The 23,499-nt window shown below is 35.2% G+C and carries 23 protein-coding genes; 18 read left to right on the plus strand and 5 right to left on the minus strand.

Annotated elements, in window-relative coordinates; genetic code table 11:
- Positions 1–7: 7 nt before the first annotated feature.
- The 4 genes from rsmI (at position 8) to H6W53_RS13940 (ending at position 4,408) form a co-directional block, all read left to right on the plus strand.
- Positions 8–682, plus strand: a complete 675-nt coding sequence (gene rsmI, locus H6W53_RS13925) for a 16S rRNA (cytidine(1402)-2'-O)-methyltransferase (protein WP_076391044.1) — start codon at positions 8–10, stop codon at positions 680–682.
- A complete protein-coding gene (locus H6W53_RS13930) occupies positions 683–2,158 on the plus strand; it encodes a WG repeat-containing protein (RefSeq protein ID WP_185207643.1) in 1,476 nt (491 codons plus the stop codon).
- Positions 2,159–2,341: 183 nt separating this feature from the next.
- Complete coding sequence (gene fabG, locus H6W53_RS13935; RefSeq protein WP_087706694.1) at positions 2,342–3,085, plus strand: 3-oxoacyl-[acyl-carrier-protein] reductase; 744 nt, start codon at positions 2,342–2,344, stop codon at positions 3,083–3,085.
- Between the two features lie 3 nt (positions 3,086–3,088).
- Positions 3,089–4,408, plus strand: coding sequence for a DUF6056 family protein (locus H6W53_RS13940; protein ID WP_185207644.1), 1,320 nt, complete (start codon positions 3,089–3,091; stop codon positions 4,406–4,408).
- A gap of 3 nt (positions 4,409–4,411) precedes the next feature.
- Here the strand turns inward: H6W53_RS13940 and H6W53_RS13945 are convergent, their stop codons facing one another.
- Both H6W53_RS13945 and H6W53_RS13950 read right to left on the minus strand, forming a co-directional pair.
- Entirely contained in the window at positions 4,412–5,146 is a 735-nt protein-coding gene (locus H6W53_RS13945; RefSeq protein ID WP_185207646.1) for a DUF1835 domain-containing protein, read from the minus strand.
- A gap of 3 nt (positions 5,147–5,149) precedes the next feature.
- A complete protein-coding gene (locus tag H6W53_RS13950) occupies positions 5,150–6,190 on the minus strand; it encodes a GMP reductase (protein WP_076391039.1) in 1,041 nt (346 codons plus the stop codon).
- A 594-nt stretch (positions 6,191–6,784) separates the two neighbouring features.
- Between H6W53_RS13950 and H6W53_RS13955 the strand changes: the two genes are divergently transcribed.
- Genes H6W53_RS13955 through H6W53_RS13970 form a run of 4 tightly spaced genes read left to right on the plus strand, consistent with a single transcriptional unit; the run spans position 6,785 to position 9,410 of the window.
- Positions 6,785–7,531, plus strand: a complete 747-nt coding sequence (locus H6W53_RS13955; RefSeq protein ID WP_185207648.1) for a prolipoprotein diacylglyceryl transferase — start codon at positions 6,785–6,787, stop codon at positions 7,529–7,531.
- 10 nt (positions 7,532–7,541) lie between these two features.
- The gene (locus H6W53_RS13960; protein ID WP_185207650.1) at positions 7,542–7,775 is read left to right on the plus strand and encodes a hypothetical protein; all 234 of its coding nucleotides are present in this window, start codon (positions 7,542–7,544) and stop codon (positions 7,773–7,775) included.
- A gap of 11 nt (positions 7,776–7,786) precedes the next feature.
- Positions 7,787–7,993, plus strand: a complete 207-nt coding sequence (locus H6W53_RS13965) for a hypothetical protein (RefSeq protein WP_185207652.1) — start codon at positions 7,787–7,789, stop codon at positions 7,991–7,993.
- Positions 7,994–8,006: 13 nt separating this feature from the next.
- On the plus strand, positions 8,007–9,410 hold the full coding sequence (locus tag H6W53_RS13970; protein WP_185207654.1) for a radical SAM protein: 1,404 nt from the start codon (positions 8,007–8,009) through the stop codon (positions 9,408–9,410).
- Positions 9,411–9,726: 316 nt separating this feature from the next.
- Here the strand turns inward: H6W53_RS13970 and surE are convergent, their stop codons facing one another.
- On the minus strand, positions 9,727–10,497 hold the full coding sequence (gene surE / locus H6W53_RS13975; RefSeq protein WP_185207656.1) for a 5'/3'-nucleotidase SurE: 771 nt from the start codon (positions 10,495–10,497) through the stop codon (positions 9,727–9,729).
- A gap of 321 nt (positions 10,498–10,818) precedes the next feature.
- On the opposite strand from surE, the gene H6W53_RS13980 reads away from it, so the two are divergent.
- Complete coding sequence (locus tag H6W53_RS13980) at positions 10,819–12,948, plus strand: carboxy terminal-processing peptidase (RefSeq protein WP_116098693.1); 2,130 nt, start codon at positions 10,819–10,821, stop codon at positions 12,946–12,948.
- Between the two features lie 70 nt (positions 12,949–13,018).
- Here the strand turns inward: H6W53_RS13980 and H6W53_RS13985 are convergent, their stop codons facing one another.
- Positions 13,019–13,522, minus strand: coding sequence for a superoxide dismutase family protein (locus H6W53_RS13985; protein ID WP_185207658.1), 504 nt, complete (start codon positions 13,520–13,522; stop codon positions 13,019–13,021).
- Positions 13,523–13,667: 145 nt separating this feature from the next.
- Between H6W53_RS13985 and H6W53_RS13990 the strand changes: the two genes are divergently transcribed.
- The 9 genes from H6W53_RS13990 to H6W53_RS14030 all read left to right on the plus strand — a co-directional run bounded on the left by H6W53_RS13990 (position 13,668) and on the right by H6W53_RS14030 (position 22,443).
- Positions 13,668–14,570: a GyrI-like domain-containing protein gene (locus H6W53_RS13990; RefSeq protein WP_185207660.1), complete on the plus strand. Its 903-nt coding sequence runs from the start codon at positions 13,668–13,670 to the stop codon at positions 14,568–14,570.
- 488 nt (positions 14,571–15,058) lie between these two features.
- Positions 15,059–17,299 (plus strand): TonB-dependent receptor, encoded by a 2,241-nt coding sequence (locus H6W53_RS13995; protein ID WP_185207662.1) that lies wholly within the window; start codon positions 15,059–15,061, stop codon positions 17,297–17,299.
- Between the two features lie 69 nt (positions 17,300–17,368).
- Positions 17,369–18,019, plus strand: coding sequence for a hypothetical protein (locus H6W53_RS14000; RefSeq protein ID WP_185207664.1), 651 nt, complete (start codon positions 17,369–17,371; stop codon positions 18,017–18,019).
- A gap of 246 nt (positions 18,020–18,265) precedes the next feature.
- Entirely contained in the window at positions 18,266–19,588 is a 1,323-nt protein-coding gene (locus tag H6W53_RS14005; protein WP_185207666.1) for a 2TM domain-containing protein, read from the plus strand.
- 5 nt (positions 19,589–19,593) lie between these two features.
- Entirely contained in the window at positions 19,594–19,902 is a 309-nt protein-coding gene (locus tag H6W53_RS14010) for a 2TM domain-containing protein (protein ID WP_185207669.1), read from the plus strand.
- A 30-nt stretch (positions 19,903–19,932) separates the two neighbouring features.
- The gene (locus H6W53_RS14015; protein WP_185207671.1) at positions 19,933–20,499 is read left to right on the plus strand and encodes a methyltransferase family protein; all 567 of its coding nucleotides are present in this window, start codon (positions 19,933–19,935) and stop codon (positions 20,497–20,499) included.
- Positions 20,500–21,037: 538 nt separating this feature from the next.
- Positions 21,038–21,331 (plus strand): 2TM domain-containing protein, encoded by a 294-nt coding sequence (locus H6W53_RS14020; RefSeq protein WP_116099288.1) that lies wholly within the window; start codon positions 21,038–21,040, stop codon positions 21,329–21,331.
- Positions 21,332–21,366: 35 nt separating this feature from the next.
- Positions 21,367–21,642 (plus strand): 2TM domain-containing protein, encoded by a 276-nt coding sequence (locus tag H6W53_RS14025; RefSeq protein WP_185207673.1) that lies wholly within the window; start codon positions 21,367–21,369, stop codon positions 21,640–21,642.
- A gap of 57 nt (positions 21,643–21,699) precedes the next feature.
- Positions 21,700–22,443 (plus strand): LytR/AlgR family response regulator transcription factor, encoded by a 744-nt coding sequence (locus H6W53_RS14030; protein ID WP_185207675.1) that lies wholly within the window; start codon positions 21,700–21,702, stop codon positions 22,441–22,443.
- A gap of 62 nt (positions 22,444–22,505) precedes the next feature.
- On the opposite strand, the gene H6W53_RS14035 is transcribed toward H6W53_RS14030, so the two are convergent.
- Positions 22,506–23,402 (minus strand): hypothetical protein, encoded by an 897-nt coding sequence (locus tag H6W53_RS14035; protein ID WP_185207677.1) that lies wholly within the window; start codon positions 23,400–23,402, stop codon positions 22,506–22,508.
- Positions 23,403–23,499 lie beyond the last annotated feature (97 nt).

Here is a 23,499-nt window from a genome sequence, read left to right on the forward strand (position 1 = left end):
CTAAATTTTGAGCGGAATCTTATATTTTGTTCCTACACCGATCGGGAACCTCGAAGATATGACCTACAGAGCGGTAAATGTACTGAAAGAGGTTGATTATATTTTATGCGAAGACACAAGAACTTCCGGAATTCTTTTAAAGCATTTCGAGATTTCCAAGCCTTTAAAATCCTATCATTTACACAACGAGCATCAGACAACGGAAAAAGTAATTACAGATCTTAAAAGCGGTCAGAATATTGCGATTATTACCGATGCAGGAACTCCCGGAATCTCAGATCCGGGTTATTTGTTGGCAAAAGCAGGTTCCGATCATCATATTGAAATGATCTGTTTACCGGGAGCAACCGCTTTTGTTCCGGCTTTGGTGGTTTCAGGATTACCGAATAACGAATTTCTTTTTGCCGGATTTCTTCCTCAGAAAAAAGGCAGACAAACGAAGCTGAAACAACTCGCGGAAGAGAAAAAAACGATCGTTTTATACGAAAGTCCCCATAAAATCAATACTACACTGGAGCAGATAAAAGAATTTTTCGGCGAAGAAACCAAGGTTAGCTTAAGCCGTGAGATTTCCAAAAAGTTCGAAGAAACCAAACGCGGAACAATTCTTGAACTCATTGAGTTTTCCAAAAGCAAAACGTTAAAAGGTGAGATTGTTCTCATCGTAAATAATTCCATTTAATTGAAAAATTTAATTTTCGTACTGCTTTCGTCGGTCTGTTTCGGGCAGACGAACCAGTACAAACAGATACTTTTAACAAAAAAAATAGGCAAAGAAGTCCGTTTCTATTCCAAAGGATACGGAATGATTTCTGATGCCAAAACCGGAAAGTCAGGAATTGTAGATTCTCTGGGCAATATCACTTTTGAGTATCCTGCAAAAAGCGAAATTTCACATTTATGGAAAAACAGGTTTGTTTTGAGAGTAAAAGCGGGAAATTCCAATGGAAAAACAGCGATTATCGATGCTTCCGGAAAGGAAGTAATTCCGATGGATCTTTTCAAATTCAGAACCTGGGAAAATAAAGACAGGCTGATTTATTCAAAAAAAGGAAAGGAATGTGTTTACGATTTTAACGGAAAAGAAATTATTCCTTTTTCTGAAAAAATAGTTTTTGGAAGCGAAAACAGATTTTTTGTTAAAAATAATGGAGTCTGGCTGATTTATGATTTTGACGGAAAACAGATTTCAGACCGTCCTTTTACCGATGATCTTCGTTTCTACAAAGGCAGGGCTTATCTTTCGAAAGGTGAAAAATCCGGAGAAGTTATTGATAATAATGGTAAAACCTTAAGCACCATTTCGGAACATAACGTAGACAATATCAATGCGTTTCCTTATTTGGTAACTTTAGATACTACTAAAAATAAATACGGAATTATTGATGAAAAAGAAAACATCATTGCCGATGAAATGTATGAACAGGCTTTCGTGGGAAGAGAATACATTTACCTTACCAGAGAAGATAAAGTAAGTATTTTTTCTAAGAAGGAAGGGAAGGTGTATGATCTTGATTATCATTATGTAAACCCACTTTTTAATGGTTTGTTTAAAACCTCACAGGACCAGAAAAATCCAAAAACTGCCGTTGTCCGTTTAAACGGAGAAGTGGTTTTTCCAAAGGAATACGACAGGGTAGAAGGTCTGAACATTGCCGGAGAAAAATATCTCTATCTGAGAAAAGATGACGAAGAAAAAATTCTGGATAAAAATTTAAAAAATATCCTGAATGACGATTACGAAATCGAAAAAATATTCCATAATACACTGATTGTCAATAAAAAAGAAATCTTTTACACATTTTCTCCTAAAACTGGAAATTATAAAGAGCTGAAAGGATTTAAAGAAGTAAAGCCTTTTGAGCTTTATCCTACTTTAGTCGGGAAAAACATAGACAATTTTTACGGCATGATGGATGAAAGCGGTAATGAAATTGTACCTTTTGTCTATGATGACATCACAACATTTTTGGGTGTTAACGAATTTGTGGTGAAAAAAGATAATAAATTCGGCGTTACCAACGACAAAAATGAACCTTTAACGGAAATTGTCTACGATAAGTTTTTTCCGGATAAAAAAGGCATTAAACTTACCAAAGGAAAAGAAACAGAATTCATCTATTTTACAGAGCAAAAAGACAGAAGTTTCATCGATTAACGTACATGATGTGCGTTGATGATAAAAAACAGGCATAAATTTTCGCTAAAAAAGTGATTTAAAATGCATTGAATAACATTTTATAATATCTTTGCGCACTGTTTTATTTCTGTAAAATTAAATGCTGTATATTAGCCAACTTTCAAAAGGCGAATACGTTATAAAGAAAAATAATTGTCATATATGAAACTATTAGAAGGAAAAGTAGCGCTAATTACGGGAGCTACACGAGGAATCGGAAAAGGAATTGCCGAAATGTACGCCGAACAGGGTGCAAAAGTAGCATTCACTTACGCCGGATCTGTAGAAAAAGCGAAGGAATTGGAAGCAACTTTAAGTTCTGTAACTCAAATTAAAGGATATCAGTCTGATGCATCAGATTTTGATGCCGCTCAAACTTTAGTAGACGAAGTTATTGCTGAGTTTGGAAAAATTGATATTTTGGTAAACAATGCGGGAATTACAAAAGACAATCTGCTTTTGAGAATGTCGAAAGATGACTGGGATAAAGTAATGAAAGTAAATCTGGATTCTGTATTTAACCTTACCAAAGCGGTAATTAAGCCCATGATGAAGGCAAAAGCAGGATCGATCATCAACATGACTTCTGTTGTAGGAATCAGCGGAAATGCAGGACAGGCAAACTATGCAGCTTCTAAAGCGGGAGTTATCGGTTTTACAAAATCTGTAGCGTTGGAATTGGGTTCAAGAAACATCCGTTGCAATGCAATTGCTCCGGGATTCATACAGACTGAAATGACGGATGCTTTAGATGATAAAGCAAAAGAAAAATGGAACGAAGCCATCCCGATGAAAAAACTGGGACAGACCAGAGATATCGCAAATGCATGTGTATTCTTAGGAAGCGAAATGTCTTCTTACGTTACAGGACAGACGTTAAACGTTGACGGAGGTCTGTTGACATAAAATATGAAAACGGTACAGAATATTACCTTATTCTTGTCGGTTTTACTATTAATCGGTCTGGTTTACATTTCCTTTTTTAATGTGTATCAGACCGATGATTATATCTATTCCTACGGAACAAAGAAGTTAGGATTTCTCGGGAATGTATGCGATTTTTATATGCATTGGGGAGGAAGATATTTTGGCTATACCATTAATATGCTAAATCCTGTTTCAAAAGATCCGCTAAATATAATCCCGAAAATTTATCCTGTATTTTTACTGACATCATTTCTTACAGTCATTATTTTAAATTTCAGACTGTATTTTAATTATTCCTTTGCTGAAGCGCTCAGAAAGAGCCTGTTATTGTTTTTTATTTATACGGTTGGATTAATCAGTTTACCGGAACATTATTTTTGGATCACAGGATCTAATGTCTACTTTTTACCGGTTATTTTATCAGGTCTTTTGCTCTTTTTTTACGGAAAGTTTCAGCAATCACACAAAAAACTGTTCTTCTTTTTAAGCACTGTTATCATTTTTATTCTGATGGGGGCAAATGAAATCATTGCGCTGATTTTGTTAGGAGCATTGAGCTTTATAGGCTTTGAAAAACCATCAAAGGAAAATAAAATTCTTTTAGCCATCGGAATTATCGGATTTCTTATCAGCTTTTTAGCTCCCGGAAATTTCAACAGAATGGTAAAATCTGATGATGCTTTTTATTGGATGTGGACGAAAAGAGCCGCTTTTTTCACTTTTAATTTTGGGTATATTTTTATAAAAACAGTATTTCTTATTCCTTTATTTACTGCTTTGTTTTTTGAAGAACTTACTGCCTTAAAAAGTAAAGTGAAATTTACCAAAGCTTGCATAATTTGTATGATTTCATTGTTACCTTTAATGTTTTTGGGCTATCTGATCAATATTGTAGGAAGACAGAACGATAACATTGTCATCTTCTTTTTAAGCACGTTTTCTTTCATTTTACTATACAAAAAAGAGAATATAAAAAGATTTTGGTGGATCAGTTTTTTAGTCATCTTTCTGCCGGAAACAGATTTTTTCAATAAGAATTATTCGGGTTTCAATATAGATTATAACATGAATAATTTTGTTCAGGAAATCGCTGTAACAGATCTGAAAGCGTATGATGAAGAAATAAAAAGCAGAATTTCTTTAATTCAGAATTCAAAAGAAGATTCTTTAAAGATTGATAAAATAAGAGAAGTGCCGAAAATACTGTACTTTGATGAATTGTCTTCCGCAAGTGAGGAAAAAAAATACGTTAATGATCAGTTGGAAAAATATTTCAACAAGAAAAGCATTGTTGTAAAATAAGTGCTATTTTTCTTTAAAAACTTTGTCATAAATAAGCTTCACCTGCAAATCTCCGAATCCGAAAATTCCCAGCTCATCACGGAACTTTTCAAAAACTTCACTAAAATCTGTTATGCCTTTCTGTATTAAATTTTGAATAAAAACTTCAGGATTAATGTTTTGATAAGCGGTAATTAATTCAGGTAAAAAACGAAAGCAATCAGATTGAATTTCAGAAAGTTGTTTTAATTTATTTTGACGATTACTTTGATAAGCTTCCCATAAATTCTGCCCCAATTCAAGATCCTTTTGTTTAAATAAAACTCTTGAGGTTAATGTTTTTTCCAAATCAAAACGGTCAGAATCCGAAAATCCCTTCCATTGATTTTCTTTCGATGCTTTTGGGAAAATCCGGTAGATGTTGATATTTTTATCCTTCGGAATCAGCGTTAAGCAAAACCACATATTAACCTGACAAAAAAGATCATCTTCAAACCAAAGATATACTTCAGAATCTTCCGGAATCTGCATCATCTTATTACATTCTGAAACCACTTTACGGTAATAATTTTCTTTTGTATCACCATAATTTTCAGCAATAAATTCTGATCTTGCCTTCCAGAAAACATCCAGATTTTCAGCCTGTAAAGAACCTGCAACTAAAGCTTCTCTACAGATAATCATCTCGCCGGAAATGGTTGTTTCCTTCAATTGCTCAGCGAGACAATCACCGTTTGTAATATTAAATATTTTGTTCAATTGTTAATCTTTAAATACCTGATTTTCCTGCTCCTGAACTCTGATGAAAGTTGTTCTTTTCGACAGTTCTTTCAGTTTGGAAGCGCCCACATACGTACAGGTAGAACGAACGCCGCCTAAAATATCTTTCACCGTATCCAGAACCGGACCTTTGTAAGCCACTTTTACAGTTTTTCCTTCCGAAGCCCGGTATTCTGCAACGCCGCCTGAATGTTTATCCATGGCTGTTTTCGAGCTCATTCCGTAAAAAAGTCTGTATTTTTTGCCGTTTTCTTCCACAATTTCGCCGCCGCTTTCATCGTGTCCTGCAAACATTCCGCCCAGCATCACAAAATCTGCACCGCCGCCAAAAGCTTTCGCCACATCTCCCGGAACTTTACAGCCGCCATCTGCGATAATATGACCTCCTAAACCATGTGCCGCATCGGAACATTCTATAATTGCCGAAAGTTGAGGATATCCCACTCCGGTTTTCACTCTCGTTGTACAAACCGAACCGGGTCCAATCCCGACTTTAATGATGTCTGCGCCGACTAACAGAAGTTCTTCCACCATTTCTCCGGTTACAACATTTCCGGCAATGATGATCTTATCCGGGAAATTTGCCCTTGCCTTCTTCACAAATTCCACAAAATGCTCAGAATAACCATTGGCTACATCAATGCAGAGAAACTCGATTTTTGGATGTCTTTCGAGGATGGTTTTTATCTTTTCTTCATCGGCTTTTCCGGTTCCTGTGCTTAATGCGATATACTGATAAATGTTTTCAGGTTGAGAATCTAAAAATTCTGACCATTCTTCCACAGAATAATGCTTATGAACCGCTGTAATGATTTTTTCTTTTGCCAGTTCCACTGCCATTTCAAAAGTTCCCACTGTATCCATATTGGCAGCAATCACGGGAACGCCCTGCCATTTTTTTCGGGTATGTTTAAAGGTAAATTCTCTCTCAAGATCAACTTCAGAACGGGATTTCAGGGTAGAACGTTTCGGACGGAACATTACATCCTTAAAACCCAGTTTGATATCATATTCTATTCTCATAATTCGGATAATTATTTTAATTAAAATTATGAAAAAGATTGATTCTAATCTTTATTTAAAAGGATTTTATAAATTATTTATGATTGTCTGTTATTTGTTATAATTGGAAAAAGCTTTGAGTTCTTTGCTGAGTGAAACGCCCTTGCGAACTTAAAAACAGTTAGTATATAAAGAATCTTTGCGAGTCCTTTGCGTTAGAAAAAAAAAGTATGATTAATAGCGGATAATCAAAAATTATTTAATACAATTTAAATCTTGATTCAGAAGCTTACTAAATCATAAATACGATCACAAAAATCGACATATGAAGCTGAAGCGTTAAGAAAATTACAATTTATTCCGTTAAAAAATTCCCACTGTTTGAAGCGCGAGGCAAATTTTTAATCAAAAGACCCCAATTGAATTCGCGCAAGTTTTGTGAATTTTAGGAATGAATTTTAATTTTTAGCATTCAGATTCAAAGTCTTGAACTTTTCGTTCTTTTGTTTCAAGACAAAAGAACCACATATAAAATTTAAAGAAAATGTTTAGATCAATTTTAAAATCAGGATAATAATTGAGTAAGTTTTAATTAAAAACAATACTTTTGAAACCATGGAATTTCCTGTGACCTTTCACCTATTTGGTAAAACTATTCTCGCTCATCCGCTGTTTGAAGGGGCAGGAATTTTTATCGCAATGCGGTTTTATTTTTATCTAAAACGAAAATCGAAAGAGAAAATGTCTTTCAATACTTCGGCTGCGGTATTAATTGGTGCAACAGCGGGAGCATTAATCGGATCAAAATTAATTGGAAATCTCGAAAACCCCATCAGACTTTTAGAGCATTTTGATTTGAAAACCATCTGGACAAATAATACAATTGTTGGCGGATTGGCTTTTGGCTTAATTGGTGTTGAATGGGCAAAAAAAATTGTCGGGCATAAAGAAAGTACCGGAGATTTGATCGTCTATCCACTGATCTTAGCAATGATTATTGGCAGAATCGGCTGCTTTCTTACCGGAATTCATGAAGAAACATACGGAATTCCTACTGATTTTATTTTCGGAATGCATCTGGGAGACCAATTTCTCAGACATCCTGTGGCATTATATGAAATAGCGTTTCTCATTCTTTTATGGATCGTTTTAAAAATCATCCAGAATACAAAAAAATATCCTTCAGGTTTCGTCTTTCAGTTGTTTATGGTCAGTTATTTTAGCTTCCGGCTATTGCTGGACTTCATCAAGCCGAGAGTAGAAATTTTAGGAAATTTAGGAACCATACAGCTTGTTTGTATAGCTGTAATTTTTTATTATTTCTTAAAATTGAGAAAAACAAAATTTGTAACTTCACTTTAAATATTTAACCATGAAATTACTGATATTTCTTGAAGTAGGAGATCTTGGTGGTCTTGTTGTAATGATCATTGGAATTATTGCCTTTGTATTATTGATGATATCGCTTGTTGTTGCCGTAATTACAAAAGTTATTTACGAATGGAATAATGAAAGAAAATTTTCAACGGGTCAGTTTTGGATGACTGTTCTGATTTCCATGCTTGTTGGCGGACTGATCAGCGGCGTTGTTTGTGGTGGAATGTAAAAGAAATTAAGATGGATTTATTGATTAGCATAATAGTAATACTTTTGATATTTGGAGGAACTATTTTTGGAATTTCATCTATAGTTGGAAAAATTACGGAAGCTATTTTTCAGTGGAAGAATAAAGAATTTTCGAAGAAACAATTTTGGCAAACCGTCACGATTTCCATGCTTATTTGTTTGATTATTAGCGGAATGATTTGCGGAGGAGCTTTATAAATTAAGAATTATTATGCCAGTAAGAAATTATACCTATTACGATTATACCATAAGTCTTTGCCCGGAATGTCTGAAAAGAGTGGGAGCAAAGATCATTATTGAAGATGAAGCGGTTTTCATGACGAAAAGATGTCCGGATCACGGATTTTTCAAAACTAAAATTGCTTCTGATGTTCAGTATTATAAAAATATCAGAAACTACAATAAAGCGTCAGAAATTCCGGTACATTTTGGAACCGATGTAGAATATGGCTGTCCTTATGATTGTGGTTTATGTGTTGATCATGAGCAACATAGCTGCCTTTCTATTGTGGAAGTAACAGATCGGTGCAATCTTACATGTCCTACCTGTTACGCAATGTCTTCACCGCATTACGGAAGTCACAGAAGTCTGGAGGAGATCGAAGCCATGTTTGATGTTATTGTTAAAAATGAAGGCGAACCGGATGTCGTTCAGATCAGTGGAGGAGAACCGACAATCCATCCTGAATTTTTTAAAATTATGGATATTGCGAAGTCGAAACCTATTAAGCATTTAATGCTGAATACCAACGGTGTAAGAATTGCCAATGATCCCGGTTTTGCCGAAAAACTGGCAACGTACGCTCCGGAATTTGAAATTTATCTTCAGTTTGATTCCTTTAAACCGGAAGTTCTGGAAGATTTCAGAGGAAAAGATTTAACGGACGTACGAATGAGAGCGTTGGAAAAATTAAATGCCCTAAATCTTTCGACTACCCTCGTTATTGTTCTTCAGAAAGATAAAAATATTGACGAGATCGGAAAAATCATTGACTTTGCCCTGAAACAGAAATGTGTCCGCGGAATTACTTTTCAGCCTGTAGAAATTGCAGGAAGAAACCGCGAAGATTCTGCTCATGAAAAAATTACTTTAACAGAAGTAAGACAGGAAATTCTAAATCAGTTTCCTTTGCTGAATTCGGATGATATCATTCCGGTTCCGTGTAATCCCGATGCTTTGGCGATGGGATATATTCTGAAACTGGAAGGCGAAACGATTCCTTTAACACGATACATCAATCCTGCTGATTTACTGAACAATGAAACCCGAAATACCATTGTTTACGAACAGGATACCGGATTGCAGATGCAGCTTCTGGATATTTTCAGCACCGGAATTTCTGTAGATAAAGTAAAACCTAAAGTTAATCAGTTATTGTGCTGTCTTCCTGACGTTTCCGCACCCAATCTGGATTACGATAACCTGTTCAGAATTATCATCATGAATTTTATGGATGCGCATGATTTTGATGTCCGTGCTGTGAAAAAATCCTGCGTTCATATCGTGAATAAAGACCTTAAAATGATTCCTTTCGAAACCATGAATTTATTTTATCGTGATGATAAAAGCAAATATCTTGATGAATTGAGGAAAGAGGATAGAGTTTTGTTTTAATTTCTTTCAACAAATTTCACCGCTATTTATGAATTTTTTGTATTAATAATGACATAGGGAAATGGAGCGTTAAGAAAATTACTTCTGTGAACGTTAAAAAAATTCTACTGTTTGAGCGCGAGAGGACTGTTTAAACCGAAGAACAAATCTTGAATTCGCGCGAGTTTTAGAATTTTTAGAGAACAGAATTAATTTTTAGCGAAAGTTCCCAAGTCTTGAATTTTTCGTTCTTTTGTTTGACGACGTCGAATCTTCGATTTCAAGATAAAAGGACAATAATAAGGCGTAAATTTTTTTTACGCCTCAATATTTATGTTTAATCAAACTTCATTACCTCATTCAGCGTATTCATATACTCGTAAGCTGTAAGATCGAATTTCACCGGAACAATAGAGATATAGCCATTTGCCAAAGCAGTTTCATCGGCATCTTCAGATTCGTCCATATTGTTGAAATAGCCTGTAAGCCAGTAATATTTTTTTCCGTGAGGATTCACCCTTTCATCAAAGCTTTCTTCCCATTTTGCATTTGCCTGTTTGCATACTTTTACGCCTTTTATTTCCTCTTTCAGAAGTTTCGGAATATTCACGTTTAAAACAATTCCTTTCGGCATTGGGTTTTCCAGAGTTTTTCTTACAATATTCTGAATATATTCTTTTGCTTGTGTAAAATCTGCTTCCCAACTGAAATCCAGCAAAGAAAATCCGATGGCAGGAAGACTTTCCACACCCGCTTCAACAGCAGCAGACATCGTTCCCGAATAAATAACATTGATGGAAGAATTTGCTCCGTGATTAATTCCTGAAACCACAATATCCGGTCTTCTCGGAAGAATTTTGTCAAGAGCCATCTTTACACAGTCAACAGGAGTTCCGCTGCACGAAAAATCCTTTTGCGGACCGTCGAGATGTACTTCTTCGTAACTTAAAGTAGAATTTATGGTAATCGCATGACCTTTACCACTTTGTGGAGAGTTGGGCGCTACAACAACTACTTCTCCGATTTCGTTCATAAAACTGATAAGATTTCTGATTCCCGGTGCTGTAATTCCGTCGTCATTCGTAACCAGAATAAGTGGTCTTTCCATATAAATTTTTTAATTGTAACAAATATAGCATAAAGAGTTTCTTCGGAAAAACTTTGCGTTTAATTATTGTATGAAATGTTTATGTCTTTTTATTCATTTTTGCGAAAACTAAATTTAAAAACTAACAATTCTCTTTTTTTAAAAAACAATTTTAACAGAGAAAATGTATTGGAAAACGGATTTTAATAAAATTCCTTAAAAGTAACAGATATTTAGAAATAAGGTATTAAATTTGATAGTTTGTAACGGAGAATAAAAAATAACTACTTATTACATTATTACAATACTTTTTTAAAATTAATAAAAATACATTACAGATTTATGTGGAAAAATTTTAAGCTAAATAAATTTTTACTCCTAATTCCATTAACAAGTCTAATGTTTTGTTTCAACTCGCCAAAGAATGATGACGAAAAGATGCAGACGATAATGGTGAGCGTTAAAAATACACTTTCTTATTTGCATTACAGCCCAAAACCTATTAATGATGCCTATTCTAAGGATGTTTATAAGCATTATTTTGAAATGGTAGATCCGGGAAAAAGATATTTCATTCAGTCCGATATGGATGAGTTCGGCAAACACGAAACGAAACTGGATGATTACATCAACCAGGGAGATCTTACTTTCTACAAACTTACCATCGACAGATTATACCAGAGAGTAGACGAGATCGATAAAATTACACAGGATATTTTCAGTAAACCGATTAATCTGGAAGAAGATGAAACGCTTATTTTAGAACCGAAAATGAAAAAAGTTCCTGCAAACAAGCAGGAGCAGTATAATGAGTGGAAAAAATTCATCAAATACAATATCCTTCAGGAAATTGAATCGATGAACAGCAAAGAAGAAGCTCAGAAAGAGAAAAAAGATTCTGTACAGAAATATAATCTGAAAGATACCATAAAATATCAGCCTCTTGCGCCGGATCAGAAGCTTAAAAAAGCAACCGATGAGGTGAAAGATCTTGTAAAAGAAACCTTTACGAGATTCAAAAAGAGAAAGAAAATGGATTGGTTTACAGTGTATATGAATGCCTATACAGAAGTTTTCGATCCGCACACCAACTACTATTCTCCAAAGGATAAAGAAGATTTCGATACCAATTTCACCGGAAAAGTGATCGGAATCGGGGCCATTATTCAGGAGAAAAAAGGAAATCTTTATCTGGGTGCTTTAACGATCGGCGCTCCGGCGTGGAAATCCAAGCAGCTTTCCGAAGGAGATAAAATTTTAAAAGTAAAATCTAAACCGAAAGAAGATGCCGTAAATGTTGTGGGAATGCTTTCTGATGAAGCCGTAAGACTCATCAGAGGAGAAAAAGGAACTCCGGTTACTTTAACCGTTCAGAAAAAAGACGGAACGATAAAAGAAGTTACCATGATTCGTGAAGAAGTGGCGATTGAAGATACTTTCGCAAGAAGTATTATTATCAACTCTCCGAATGGTAAAAAATACGGATTCATCAATTTACCAAGTTTCAACGCAGATTTTGAAAATCCCAACGGAAGAAATGCTTCTGATGATATTAAAAACGAAATCATCAAGCTTAAAGCTCAGGGAATAGAAGGAATTGTTCTGGATCTTAGAAACAACGGTGGAGGTTCCTTAACTGAAGTGGGAGACATCATGGGTCTTTTCATGCAGGCAGGACCATATGTTCAGGTAAAAGACGGAAACGGGAAAATTCAGACCTTAAAAAATAAAAATGAAACTCCGATCTGGACAGGACCACTGGTGATTATGCAGAACGAACTTTCCGCTTCAGCTTCAGAAATTTTAGCAGGTGTGATGCAGGATTACGGAAGAGCGATGATTATCGGTTCGCCTCAATCATTCGGAAAAGGAACCGTGCAGACTTTTGTGGATCTGAACAGATTCTTAAACACAGAAGACGATTTCGGATCTTTAAAACTGACCATCCAGAAATTCTACAAAATTACAGGAGAATCTACCCAGAGAAAAGGAATTGTTTCAGATATTCAGATGAAAGATCTTTTCACATATGCTGAAGTAGGAGAAAGATATGATGATTATGCATTGGCTTGGGATAAAATTCCTTCTACAAGTTTCCAGAAGCTTAATTATTTCAACATTCAGGCGTTGGAAAAAGCAAGCAACGACAGAATGGCTAAAAATGCAAAATATCAGTTGCTGTTAGAATCCGCTCAGTGGAGAGAACAGCTGGATAAAGAAGAAACCATTACTTTGAATATCAATAAATTCAATGAACTGATGAAGCAGAGAAAAGCACAGATTGAGAAGTTCAAGTCTCTTACGAAATTTGAAAACGGTCTTCAGTTTACTTTATATCAGAATGAAATTGAAAGAGAGAAAAAAGATGAAGCCTTCAAGAAAAAATCTGAAATCTGGATCAAAAATCTTAAAAAAGACCTTTACCTTCAGGAAGCAATGAACATCATTACAGACATGAGTGTAAAATCTTAATATTCAGATCAAAATATAAAAATACCGCTAACAAAAAGTAGCGGTATTTTTTACTGATAAAAGCAGTAAACTACTTAATCTCCACACAACCCACTCTTCCTCCTGCATTTCCGGTTGGCTGCGTATGAAAATCGTCGGCTGCGGCGTGAATAATCATTCCTTTTCCGATGATATTTTTAAACTCATCAGAACATCCGAGACACCACTTATTGGTTTTAAAAGTCAGCGTTGCCACACCATCCTGATTTGCCGTAAGATTTCCGATATCTCCCATGTGGAAATGTTCAGCGCCCCATTTTCCGTGATCGTTTTTCGATGGATTCCAGTGTCCTCCCGTTGAAGTTCCGTCTGCTGCAGAACAGTCTCCCTTTTCGTGGATGTGTACCGCATGAATTCCCGGAGTAAGATTCGTAACATCCAGTTTCATAACAACTTCATCTCCTTTTTGGGTAAACTTTGCCGTTCCGCCCGTTTGTGTGTTGCTTTTGGAAAGGATCTGATACGTATTTGTTGTTCCGCATGAAACCGCAAAAAACGCACATCCTGCCAATAATGCTAATGTTGTACCTTTCATTTTTAAATGATTTAAAGTGATTGTTGGATAAAGTTAGACAACATTTTTCAAAGCGCATTACGATTCCTTTCTTTTTTCATCAATAGCAATAAAAGACAAACCAATTTCATCCGATGTCGATACCTTTGCAGGAAATGCTTTTAACTTGGAAGAATATACAAAAAGAATGGTGAAAGCTATTCAGTACATTGATAACAATCTCGATACCGAACTTTCTTTAGAAAAAGTTGCGGAAGTTGCAGCGTATTCTCCCTTTCATTTTCACAGGGTTTTCAGACTGATGACCAATGAAACCCTTCAAAGCTATATCATCCGCAAAAGAATTGAAAAAAGCGCCTTTTGTTTAGCTGTAAAAAAGAACATAAGTGTAAAAAATATTTATCTTGAATTAGGTTTCTCCAACCATTCTGCGTTTAACAAATCATTTAAAAAGCATTACGGAAAATCTCCCTCAGAATTCAGAAAATCGGCTCCCGAAAAATTTCATAAAATTCAATTAAAACAAAGCAAGAACGGACAAACGGATGCAGTTTTCCAACAATACATTTGCAATATAGAAAACCTGTTAAAATGGACATCAATGAATTTAAAAATTAAAGTTACCGAACTTCCGGAGATGAATCTCGCAGCAGTAATGAGCCTTGGAATTGCTAATGTTGAATCCTCTTACAACACCTTAATAGATTGGGCAACCGAGAAAAAACTATTTCCCCGAGAGAATCTAAAAATGATTTCCGTTTATCACGACAGCTTTAAAGTTACTCCGCCCGATAAAGTACAGATTCACGCCTGTATGCTTTTGCAGGAAAAATTACAACAGCAGGAAAACCAGATTTTCCCAGAAACCCTTGAAGCCGGAAAATTCATTGTCGGAAGCGGAGAAGTTACCTTAAATGACTTTGAACAATGCTGGGTTTCCCTTTTTCTATGGATGAATGAAAACCATTATTCAGTACGAAAAACTTTTCCTTTCGAAATCTACCATACCAATTACAAAGAACATCCCGAAGGAAAAATGCTCGTCGATTTCTGCATTCCCATCCATTAAATTCAGCGCAGTTTAATAATGTAAATAGCCTCAGTTTGGGATAAGGAATGATTTTAAATAATTGATTTGTAGTGTTTTATTAATGTATCGCAAAGAAAAACAAAAGATTATTTTACTTACTGAAAGTTGGTAAGCTCAACAAAGGCAATTCGTTTATTTAAAAAAGACGAAAATGGTATTACTTTGATAAGTTTTACGCCTTTGTATATCTTAAAAGCTGAATTCCTGATAATTGAATCTCCTTGTTTAACCTTGCGTTTAAGAAGATTTATCCCGAACTCAGTTTAGATAGTGGTAAAATTCCCCTCCTTTGGAGGGGTGGCGAAAATTCAAAGAATTTTTGACGGGGTGGTCAATATTTTTACAAAGTAAATTTTCAGCACCAAAAAATCAAAAACAACCATTCAGATTCCAAAAACGACCACTCAGCAACAAAAATTTAAAAGCAGCGAAAATTCGTTATAATTTTGAATCGAAATAAAACAGCTATGAAAACAAAATTATTATTTCTTACCACTTTTTTATCATTTGCACTAAGTTTTGCTCAAACCAGAATTTCGGGAAAAGTAACATACAAAAATAAAGGAGTAGGAGAGGTAAATATAACATTGAAAGATACTTACGACGGCGCAACAACAGATGCCAACGGAAATTTCTCTTTCGAAACCACAGAAAAAGGCAGCCGTGTTTTAGTTTTTACCCATCCGAAATACATTGATGTTGAAAAACCGATTGTTATTGAAAATCAGGAAGTTTCTGTAAATGCAGAACTGAAAGAGCAAATTAATGAAATTGATGCGGTAGTCGTTTCAGCGGGTTCTATCGAAGCAAGCGACAAAAAAAGAGCAACAGCTTTACTTACTCCGATTGATATCTACACAACAGCCGGAGCGGACGGACAGATTACATCGGCATTAACGTATCTTCCGGGAGTTCAGAAAGTAGGCGAAACAGAAGGTCTTTTCATCCGTGGAGGAACAGGAGCAGAATCCAGAATTTTCATGGATGGAAGCTTAATCAATAATTATTTCTCCAATTCAGTTCCGGGAATTGCAGGAAGAGACCGTTTTAATACCTCTCTTTTCAAAGGAAATGTTTTCTCAAGCGGCGGATATTCTGCATTGTACGGTCAGGCTCTTTCGGGGGCACTGATGCTGGAAAGTGTGGATCTTCCGGATCAGAGTTCTTACGATTTCGGTGTTTCTCCGATCTTTTTAAACGCAGGATTTCAGAGATTGGGCAATAATAACAACTATTCTTACGGAGCAAGTCTTGGCTATTCCAACTTAAAGCTGATGCAGGAAATTTTCAATTTCAACACGAATTTCTCTGAAGCTCCACAAAGTATAAACAGCGATCTGAATTTCAGATTTAAAACAAAATCAGGCGGATTTTTCAAATATTATGGAAAATATGATTCCAACAGAATGGCAGTGCAGACTCCAAGTCTGGAACCGGAAGATTATGACCTGTCTCTCGTGAAACTGAAAGGAAAAAATACCTATCATAATCTCTCTTTCAAGCAGAAATTTGGAAAATATTTGCTAAATGCAGGAGCATCTTATTCCTATAATCAATCAGACCTTGATTTTTCAACCCAAAAAGGCGAAACCCAAACCGGAACCACAAAACTTCTGAATGACGGAAATTACATCAATTTCAAGACAGTTTTAGAAAGAAAAATAAATAAAATCAGCGCATTAAGAGGAGGTTTTGAATTCAACAGTACCAGCGAAAAATTAAATTTTAACGATTTTGTAACGAAAAACTACAAAGACCTGATCTCTTCAGCGTTTGCAGAAACAGATTTAGGGTTCAGCAATCAGTTATCAGCAAAAATAGGAGTGAGAGCAGAGCATTCTTCCTATCTTGGGAAAAGCAATATTGCACCTAGACTGGCTTTAGCGTATCGTCTTGCCAAAGACTGGACTACCTCTTTCGCTTACGGACTTTTTTATCAGAATCCCGAAAGCAGATACATCAACGGTCCTGCAAATTTAGACTTCCAGAAATCACAGCATTATATCTTTCAGGTGCAGAGAACAATGGAAGGAAGAAGTCTGAGATTTGAAGCTTTTTACAAAAAATATGATGATCTTCTGAAGGTAAAAAACCTACAGTATATTGACGGACAGAACCAATTTGTACAGACAGCAGATAACAACAGCGGTTTTGGCTATGCAAAAGGACTGGAATTATTTTGGAGAGACAAAAAAACATTCGACAATATAGATTACTGGATCAGCTATTCATTCTTAGATTCAAAAAGAGATTTTATGAATTATCCGATGAGTTTAAAACCGAATTTCGCTTCCGAACATACCCTTTCTGCAGTAGCCAAAAGATTTGTTCCGGAATGGAAAACAGGCTTCAATATTTCCTACACCTACGCAAAAGGCCGTCCGTATTACGACATCGCAACGCAGGACTTGAATGGTGAACAGAAATATTTCGTAAGACACGAAGGCAGTCTGAAAGATTACACCGCGTTAAATTTCAGTGTAAATTATCTTCCCAATTTAGGAAAGAAAGACTCAAAAACATTTACCGTTCTCGTATTGAGTGTATCCAATATTTTAGGATCGAAAAATATATATGGTTACAATTTCTCAATGGACGGATCAAGGAGTTCAGCGGTTGTTCCGCCTGTAAATACCTTTGTTTTTGTAGGCGCATTCATCAGCTTCGGAGTCGACAAAACGCAGGATGCCATCAATAATAATCTGTAAAAGTTATTTCAATTCAATTAAAAATATATCTTTATTCAAAACAAAAATTAACTTAAAAATTTAGAAAACATGAAAAAATATCTATTAACCTTTGCTTTAAGTCTGATGAGTTTAACTGCTTTTGCCCAGACAGATTATGAAAAAATAATGTCTGATAAAATTGCCAAAATTGAAAACTGTAAATCTCTTGACGAATTCCAGACTCTGGCGAATGACTTTGACAGAATCGGAAAAAAAGAAACCAAAGAATGGCTTCCTGCATATTATGCTGCGTTTTCATACATTCAAAAGGGAAGAATGTTAATGAGAGAAGGTAAAATGTCTGAGCTTTCAACACAGGCAAATATTGCAGAAAAATATCTTGATCAGGCAGAAAGTATTGCCGGAAAAGACAATGCAGAAATTCACCTGCTGAGAAAAATGTCGTATTCTCTTAAAATGATGGAAAATCCTACCGAAAGATACATGACAGACGGAATGAAAGCCATAGAAGAATTGAAAAAAGCGGAAAACCTGGATCCCGAAAACCCAAGAATTGCCCTGATAAAAGCGGAAGACACTTACTTCACTCCGGAGCAGTTTGGAGGAAGCAAAACAAAAGGGATGGAACAGTTTAAAGATGCTTTAACGAAGTTTAAAACCTACGTTCCGAAATCTAAAATCGCTCCCAACTGGGGAAAAGCAGAAGCTGAATATTTTGTAAGCGGAGCTGCGAAATAATGTAAAAAGTCTGTTTAAACTTTTATTTAACCACAAAAACCACAAAAGATTTTGATTTTTATTCTTTTGAGTATTATGATTATTTTAGAAATTCATTTTAACATTATCTTTTGTGCTTTAAAATTTAAAAAAACCTTCTTCGCGGAAGGTTTTTTTGTGCCCTTCAGTCACAAAAAATGACGGTTCGGAGAAAAATAATTTTTAATACTTTTATTAAAGCCTAATTTTGAACCAAGAAAACTTACAATGAAATACAAAAGCATCATCATATTACTCTGGATATCGCTGGCAACAACATTTTTTTTCTTTTTTGTTTTTAATGATGAAAAAACACTGGAAAATTTTGCCATCACTCTTTTGGTTTCCACCATGTATTCATTCGTTTTGGGAATTGGAAACGGCATCATCAACGATTTTCTCAACAGGAAATTCCCTTGGTCTGAAACCACCAGAACAAGAGCAATCATAAGCATTGTTTCCATTCTTGTCGCAAACACAGTTTTGGTATATTTCTGTAATTATATGAATTTCGTAGTCATCCAGAAGGCAGCAACCGCCGAAGAATTCTTTTCCGGCAAGTACAATGTTTCCAACTGGTTCATGATTAATATTGCCCTGCTTATTTCAGCTTTCCTTCATGCCAAAGGTTTCATGGAAGAACTTCGGAAAACGTCCAAAAAAGAAGTGGTTGAACAGAAATTAATTGCCAAATCTGCCAATGCACAGTTTGAAAGTCTTAAAAACCAGTTAGATCCACATTTTTTATTCAATTCTCTGAATGTTTTAAGCTCGTTAATTGATGAAAACCCGAAACAGGCGCAGAAGTTTACTGCCTCAATGTCAAAGATTTACAGATATGTTTTAGAACAGAAAGACAAAGAACTGGTAACGGTGGAAGATGAGTTGGAATTTGCCAAAACCTATTGCGAATTGCTGAAAACTCGATTCGAGGACAGCGTAGATTTTACGTTTGAGGTTAAAAAAGAAGATTACCGGAGATTTGTCGTTCCTCTTTCTTTACAGCTTCTTTTGGAGAACTGCATCAAGCATAATTTTGCCACTTCTTCAAAACCTCTCATCATTAAAATTTTCTCTGAAAATGATACGTTGTGCATCGAAAATAATTTACAGGTAAGAGAGCAGATCAAAGAAAGCTCCGGAATCGGTCTTGCAAATATTGTACAGCGCTATTCTTTACTCACCAAAAGAAATGTTTTTATAGAAAAGTCTGAAGATTATTTTAAAGTAAAACTTCCGGTACTTTCTTCTAAACCAGATGAGGTAAGCGAAATAGCAGAAACCAAAAATGAATCTTACGAACGCGCACACAAACGGGTAAAAGAAATAAAAAGCTTCTACGGAAATCTCATTTCTTACTGCATCATCATTCCTTTTTTAATCATTTTAAATCTCATAACCAGTCCGAATCGTCTGTGGTTTTACTGGCCGATGTTAGGTTGGGGAATCGGGCTTGTTGCTCACGGAATGAGCGTTTTTGCTATTGGAAGAGGCTGGGAAGAAAGAAAGATCAGAGAAATTTTAGAAAAACAAAACAGAACATTTAAATAAACATCATGGAAAATATAAGCAAGAGCGATTTCAGATACAAAGAAGCGGAAAGACAGGTGAAAAGAATCAAAAGATTCTACTTTTCCGTTTTCATTTATATTGCCGTAAATATTTTCATTTTATATCTGAATTACAAAGAATTAAAACCCAATGAATCTATTTTTCAGTTAAAATTTTTTGCGCTTCCTTTTTTCTGGGGAATCGGAGTTGCCATTTCAGCAATGAGAACGTTTATTCCGGGGTTTATGCTGGGAAATAAATGGGAAGAAAGAAAAATTAAAGAACTGATGGAAAAGGAAAAAAACGGCAGATAAATTGTTCATCACTTCCAAATACCGTTTGATATGAAAACTTTACAGATTGTTTTTGCCATTTCTATGGTCGCATGGTTTTTAAGCGAATTTCTTTACAAAAACATCCTGAAATCCGGAGAAAAAGACAATAAAAAGGATAAATCTACTCTAAATCTGTTATGGATTGCCATTCCGCTTTCAATCATAAGTGCCGTTGCGGTTTCGTATGTTACAAGATTTCCCATTTCTGATGAGGTCTGGATTTATTATTCAGGAGCCGTTCTGATATGGATCGGAATCATTTTAAGATTCATCATCATTCGTTCTTTGGGAAAATATTTTACGGTGGATGTTACGATTAAAGAAGATCATAAAATTAAGAAAGAAGGGTTTTACAAATATCTCAGACATCCGTCTTACGCTTTTTCATTGCTTACTTCGTTGGGTTTGGGATTGTATTTAAACAACTGGTTCTCATTGACTTTGGCTTTTCTGATTCCTTTCATTGCATTCAGCTACAGAATTAATGTCGAAGAAAAGGCTTTAATCGAGCAGTTCGGAGAAGAATATCTGGATTACCGTAGAAAAACGAAAAAGCTGATTCCTTTTGTTTATTAAGTTACTTATTCACTGATTTTTAATCAACAAAATCAGGAAAGTTATTTAAAGTAAAATGGTAGAAAACTCTATAGAGTTTCATCTGTGTAGACAGCATATTCGCAAGGCGTTCTGCGTTCCGTAGGAACGCTATCTTTAGAAAATTTATCGTATTTAAGATACCAATCCTATGGATTGATTGACGGATTTATTCTTATTTCTACACAGATTCTGCTCCTAAATGAGCAAACACTTAACTCCATAATTAAAAATCCTTGCACTGTCATTTCGACAAAGGAGAAATTTAGTCAGTTTGACAATCATTTGATATAGAAATTGATTACAAATTCTAGCTAAAAAACGCACTATACTTTCGCGGTATTCCTAACCAAACAACTAAAAACATAAAATCAAAAAATCCCGATTCTCCGTTGAGTCGGGATTTTTACAATTCAGGATGCATAATCTACGGTTCGGTCAGTTAAAATTGATTTGAGGCTGTTTTCCGACCTACATTTGTCTCAACAAAACAAACAATTAATCTTTAAAAATAAAAAATATGGAAACTTACACCAACAAAGAAGAATTAGCATACGAAAAAGCATCAAGAAGAGTAAAAGAACTGAAAGGATTTTACGGAAACCTTACTTCATATTGCCTTGTGATTTCATTTTTAGCCGTACTGAATTTTTTAACATCACCACAATATCTTTGGTTTTTTTGGCCGATGTTAGGATGGGGATTAGGTCTTGCAGCACACGCAGCGAGTACTTTCGGGATCGGAAGAGACTGGGAAGAAAGAAAAATAAAACAACTGATGGACGAAGAAAGAAGAAATACTAAATCTTTATAACCAACATTCAATTTTAACCTTAAAAATAAATTATTATGAATTACAATCAGGCACAGGAAAGAGTAAACGATCTTAAAAAATTCTACAAAAGCCTTTTATGGTTTGGGATCGTGGCAGTAATTATTTTCGGAGACGATATTTTAGAAAAAGGAATATTTAATTTTTCATTGTGGAACGGATCAATCATTCTTACCATCTGGGGAATTATTTTAATCGTAAAAGCCGTAAAACTCTTCCTTCTGGATTCTGAATGGGAAAGAGAAGTGATGGAAAAAGAAATGAAAAAATCAAAAGAACCGCTGAAGTTTTAAAACTGACAATTTTTGATTACTTTTATTTCGAAATTGTAAAACTAAAACAGGAACTCAATGATCAAGACTGTCATTATCGAAGACGAAAAACCCGCTTCAAGGAAACTGGAAAGAATGCTTAAAGAATTTACTGAAATAGAGATTGTTGCGAAAATAGAATCCGTAGAAGAAGGAGTGCAGTGGTTTTCGGAAAATGAACATCCGCAGCTCATCTTTTCAGACATTGTGCTGGGAGACGGTCTGTCTTTCGATATTTTTGAAAAAGTTCCGACAAAAGGATTTATCATTTACACGACAGCTTTTGATCAGTATACCTTAAAAGCGTTCAAACTGAACAGCATCGATTATCTTCTGAAGCCGATTTTAGATGAAGATCTTGCCGGAGCGATCGAAAAATTCAAATCATTTATTCCTTCAGATAATTCCGTCAATTCACACGAAATTAAGCAGTTAATTAAAAAGGGGAAAAGCACGCTTTCCAGAATTTTAGTAAAGATCGGGTACAACCTGAAAATTGTACAGACACATGAAGTAAGCTGTTTTTTCAGCGAAAATAAAATTGTTTATTTACAGACTCAGGAAAGAACGTATCCTTCGGATTTCACACTGGACGAACTGGAAGAAGTGCTGGATGAAAAGAAATTTTTCCGTGTAAACCGGCAGTTTATCATCAATTCAGATTACATTAAAAATATCCACACTTCACCCAATTACAAGGTTGAACTGGAATTTCAGCCACAGGAAGAAATTACTGTCAGCCGCGACCGCGTAAAAGATTTTAAAGACTGGTTGGTAAGTTAAAACCCAAAACAAAAAAACTTAAACCCAAAAACTCAAATCTATCGACCATCAACTATGATCAACTATCTGTAATCGATACGGTTAGATTCCGTGTCTTCAAGCTGTTTGATAATCGATTTCGGAATTTCATCGCTGTCGATCGGAAAACTGATGGAGTCTGAAATAAAGGTTTTCCGGTCTGCTTTCTGGAAAATTTCGAAAAGGGCAATCGGTTCCTGATTAAAACTGATACACGTACTTATAAAATGCAACTCATGGAGCTTATACTCTGGATTTTTCAGCTTTTCCTTGATATCTTTTATTCTTGAAATAAAATGACGCTGCCGGATAAACGTATTGCTGTTCATGATGATAAAAACATAATCGGAATAGGCTGTTATTTTTCCAAAATATTTATGACGGTCGCCGCCGCTTCTTTCGATGAAATATTCTCCGGACGTTTCAGATTTGTAGATTTCCGTTGCAGAACGCCAGATTCGGTCTTCTTTTGCCTGTAAAGGATTTTCCGGAAGATTTCTGTTGTAGGAATACCAACAGCCGACAAGCCGATCCAGCAATGCGGTGTTTGGCTTTACATTATTCATATCAATCCTCAGATCATTAAAATTAAATGATTCTGTATTAGAATTGATGAAATCGATATAACTTGAATATCCCAAAACTTTTACAATTGTGCTTAATTTAGCAAGATTAGGCTTGCTTAATACTGCATTTTCATTTTGAGAATATTTCTTTAATTTGTTGATAATCAAATGTTCGTAGAGGTAGTTGGAACCTAAAAGATCTGGGCTTTTTTTACTGTTGTTCTCTGAGGTTTCCTGGATAATCAGATCATTAAGTTCTGCAACAATGTAAGACCATTCGGTTTTGGAGACATCTTCCCAATGATGTTTCTTCAGGAAATGCAACGCCAGAAAATTCATCAGTTTTTCTACATGTACAATATCTTCTTTTTTCATTTTCTAATTTATAAGACTAATATAAGATAATTTTAAAACCAAATGAGACTGTTGCAAGACTTTTATATCTCAACTTCCAACGATATTTGAGTAGAAA

It is taken from the genome of Chryseobacterium sp. C3 (assembly GCF_014218905.1).
Taxonomy (GTDB): Bacteria; Bacteroidota; Bacteroidia; order Flavobacteriales; family Weeksellaceae; genus Chryseobacterium; species Chryseobacterium mucoviscidosis.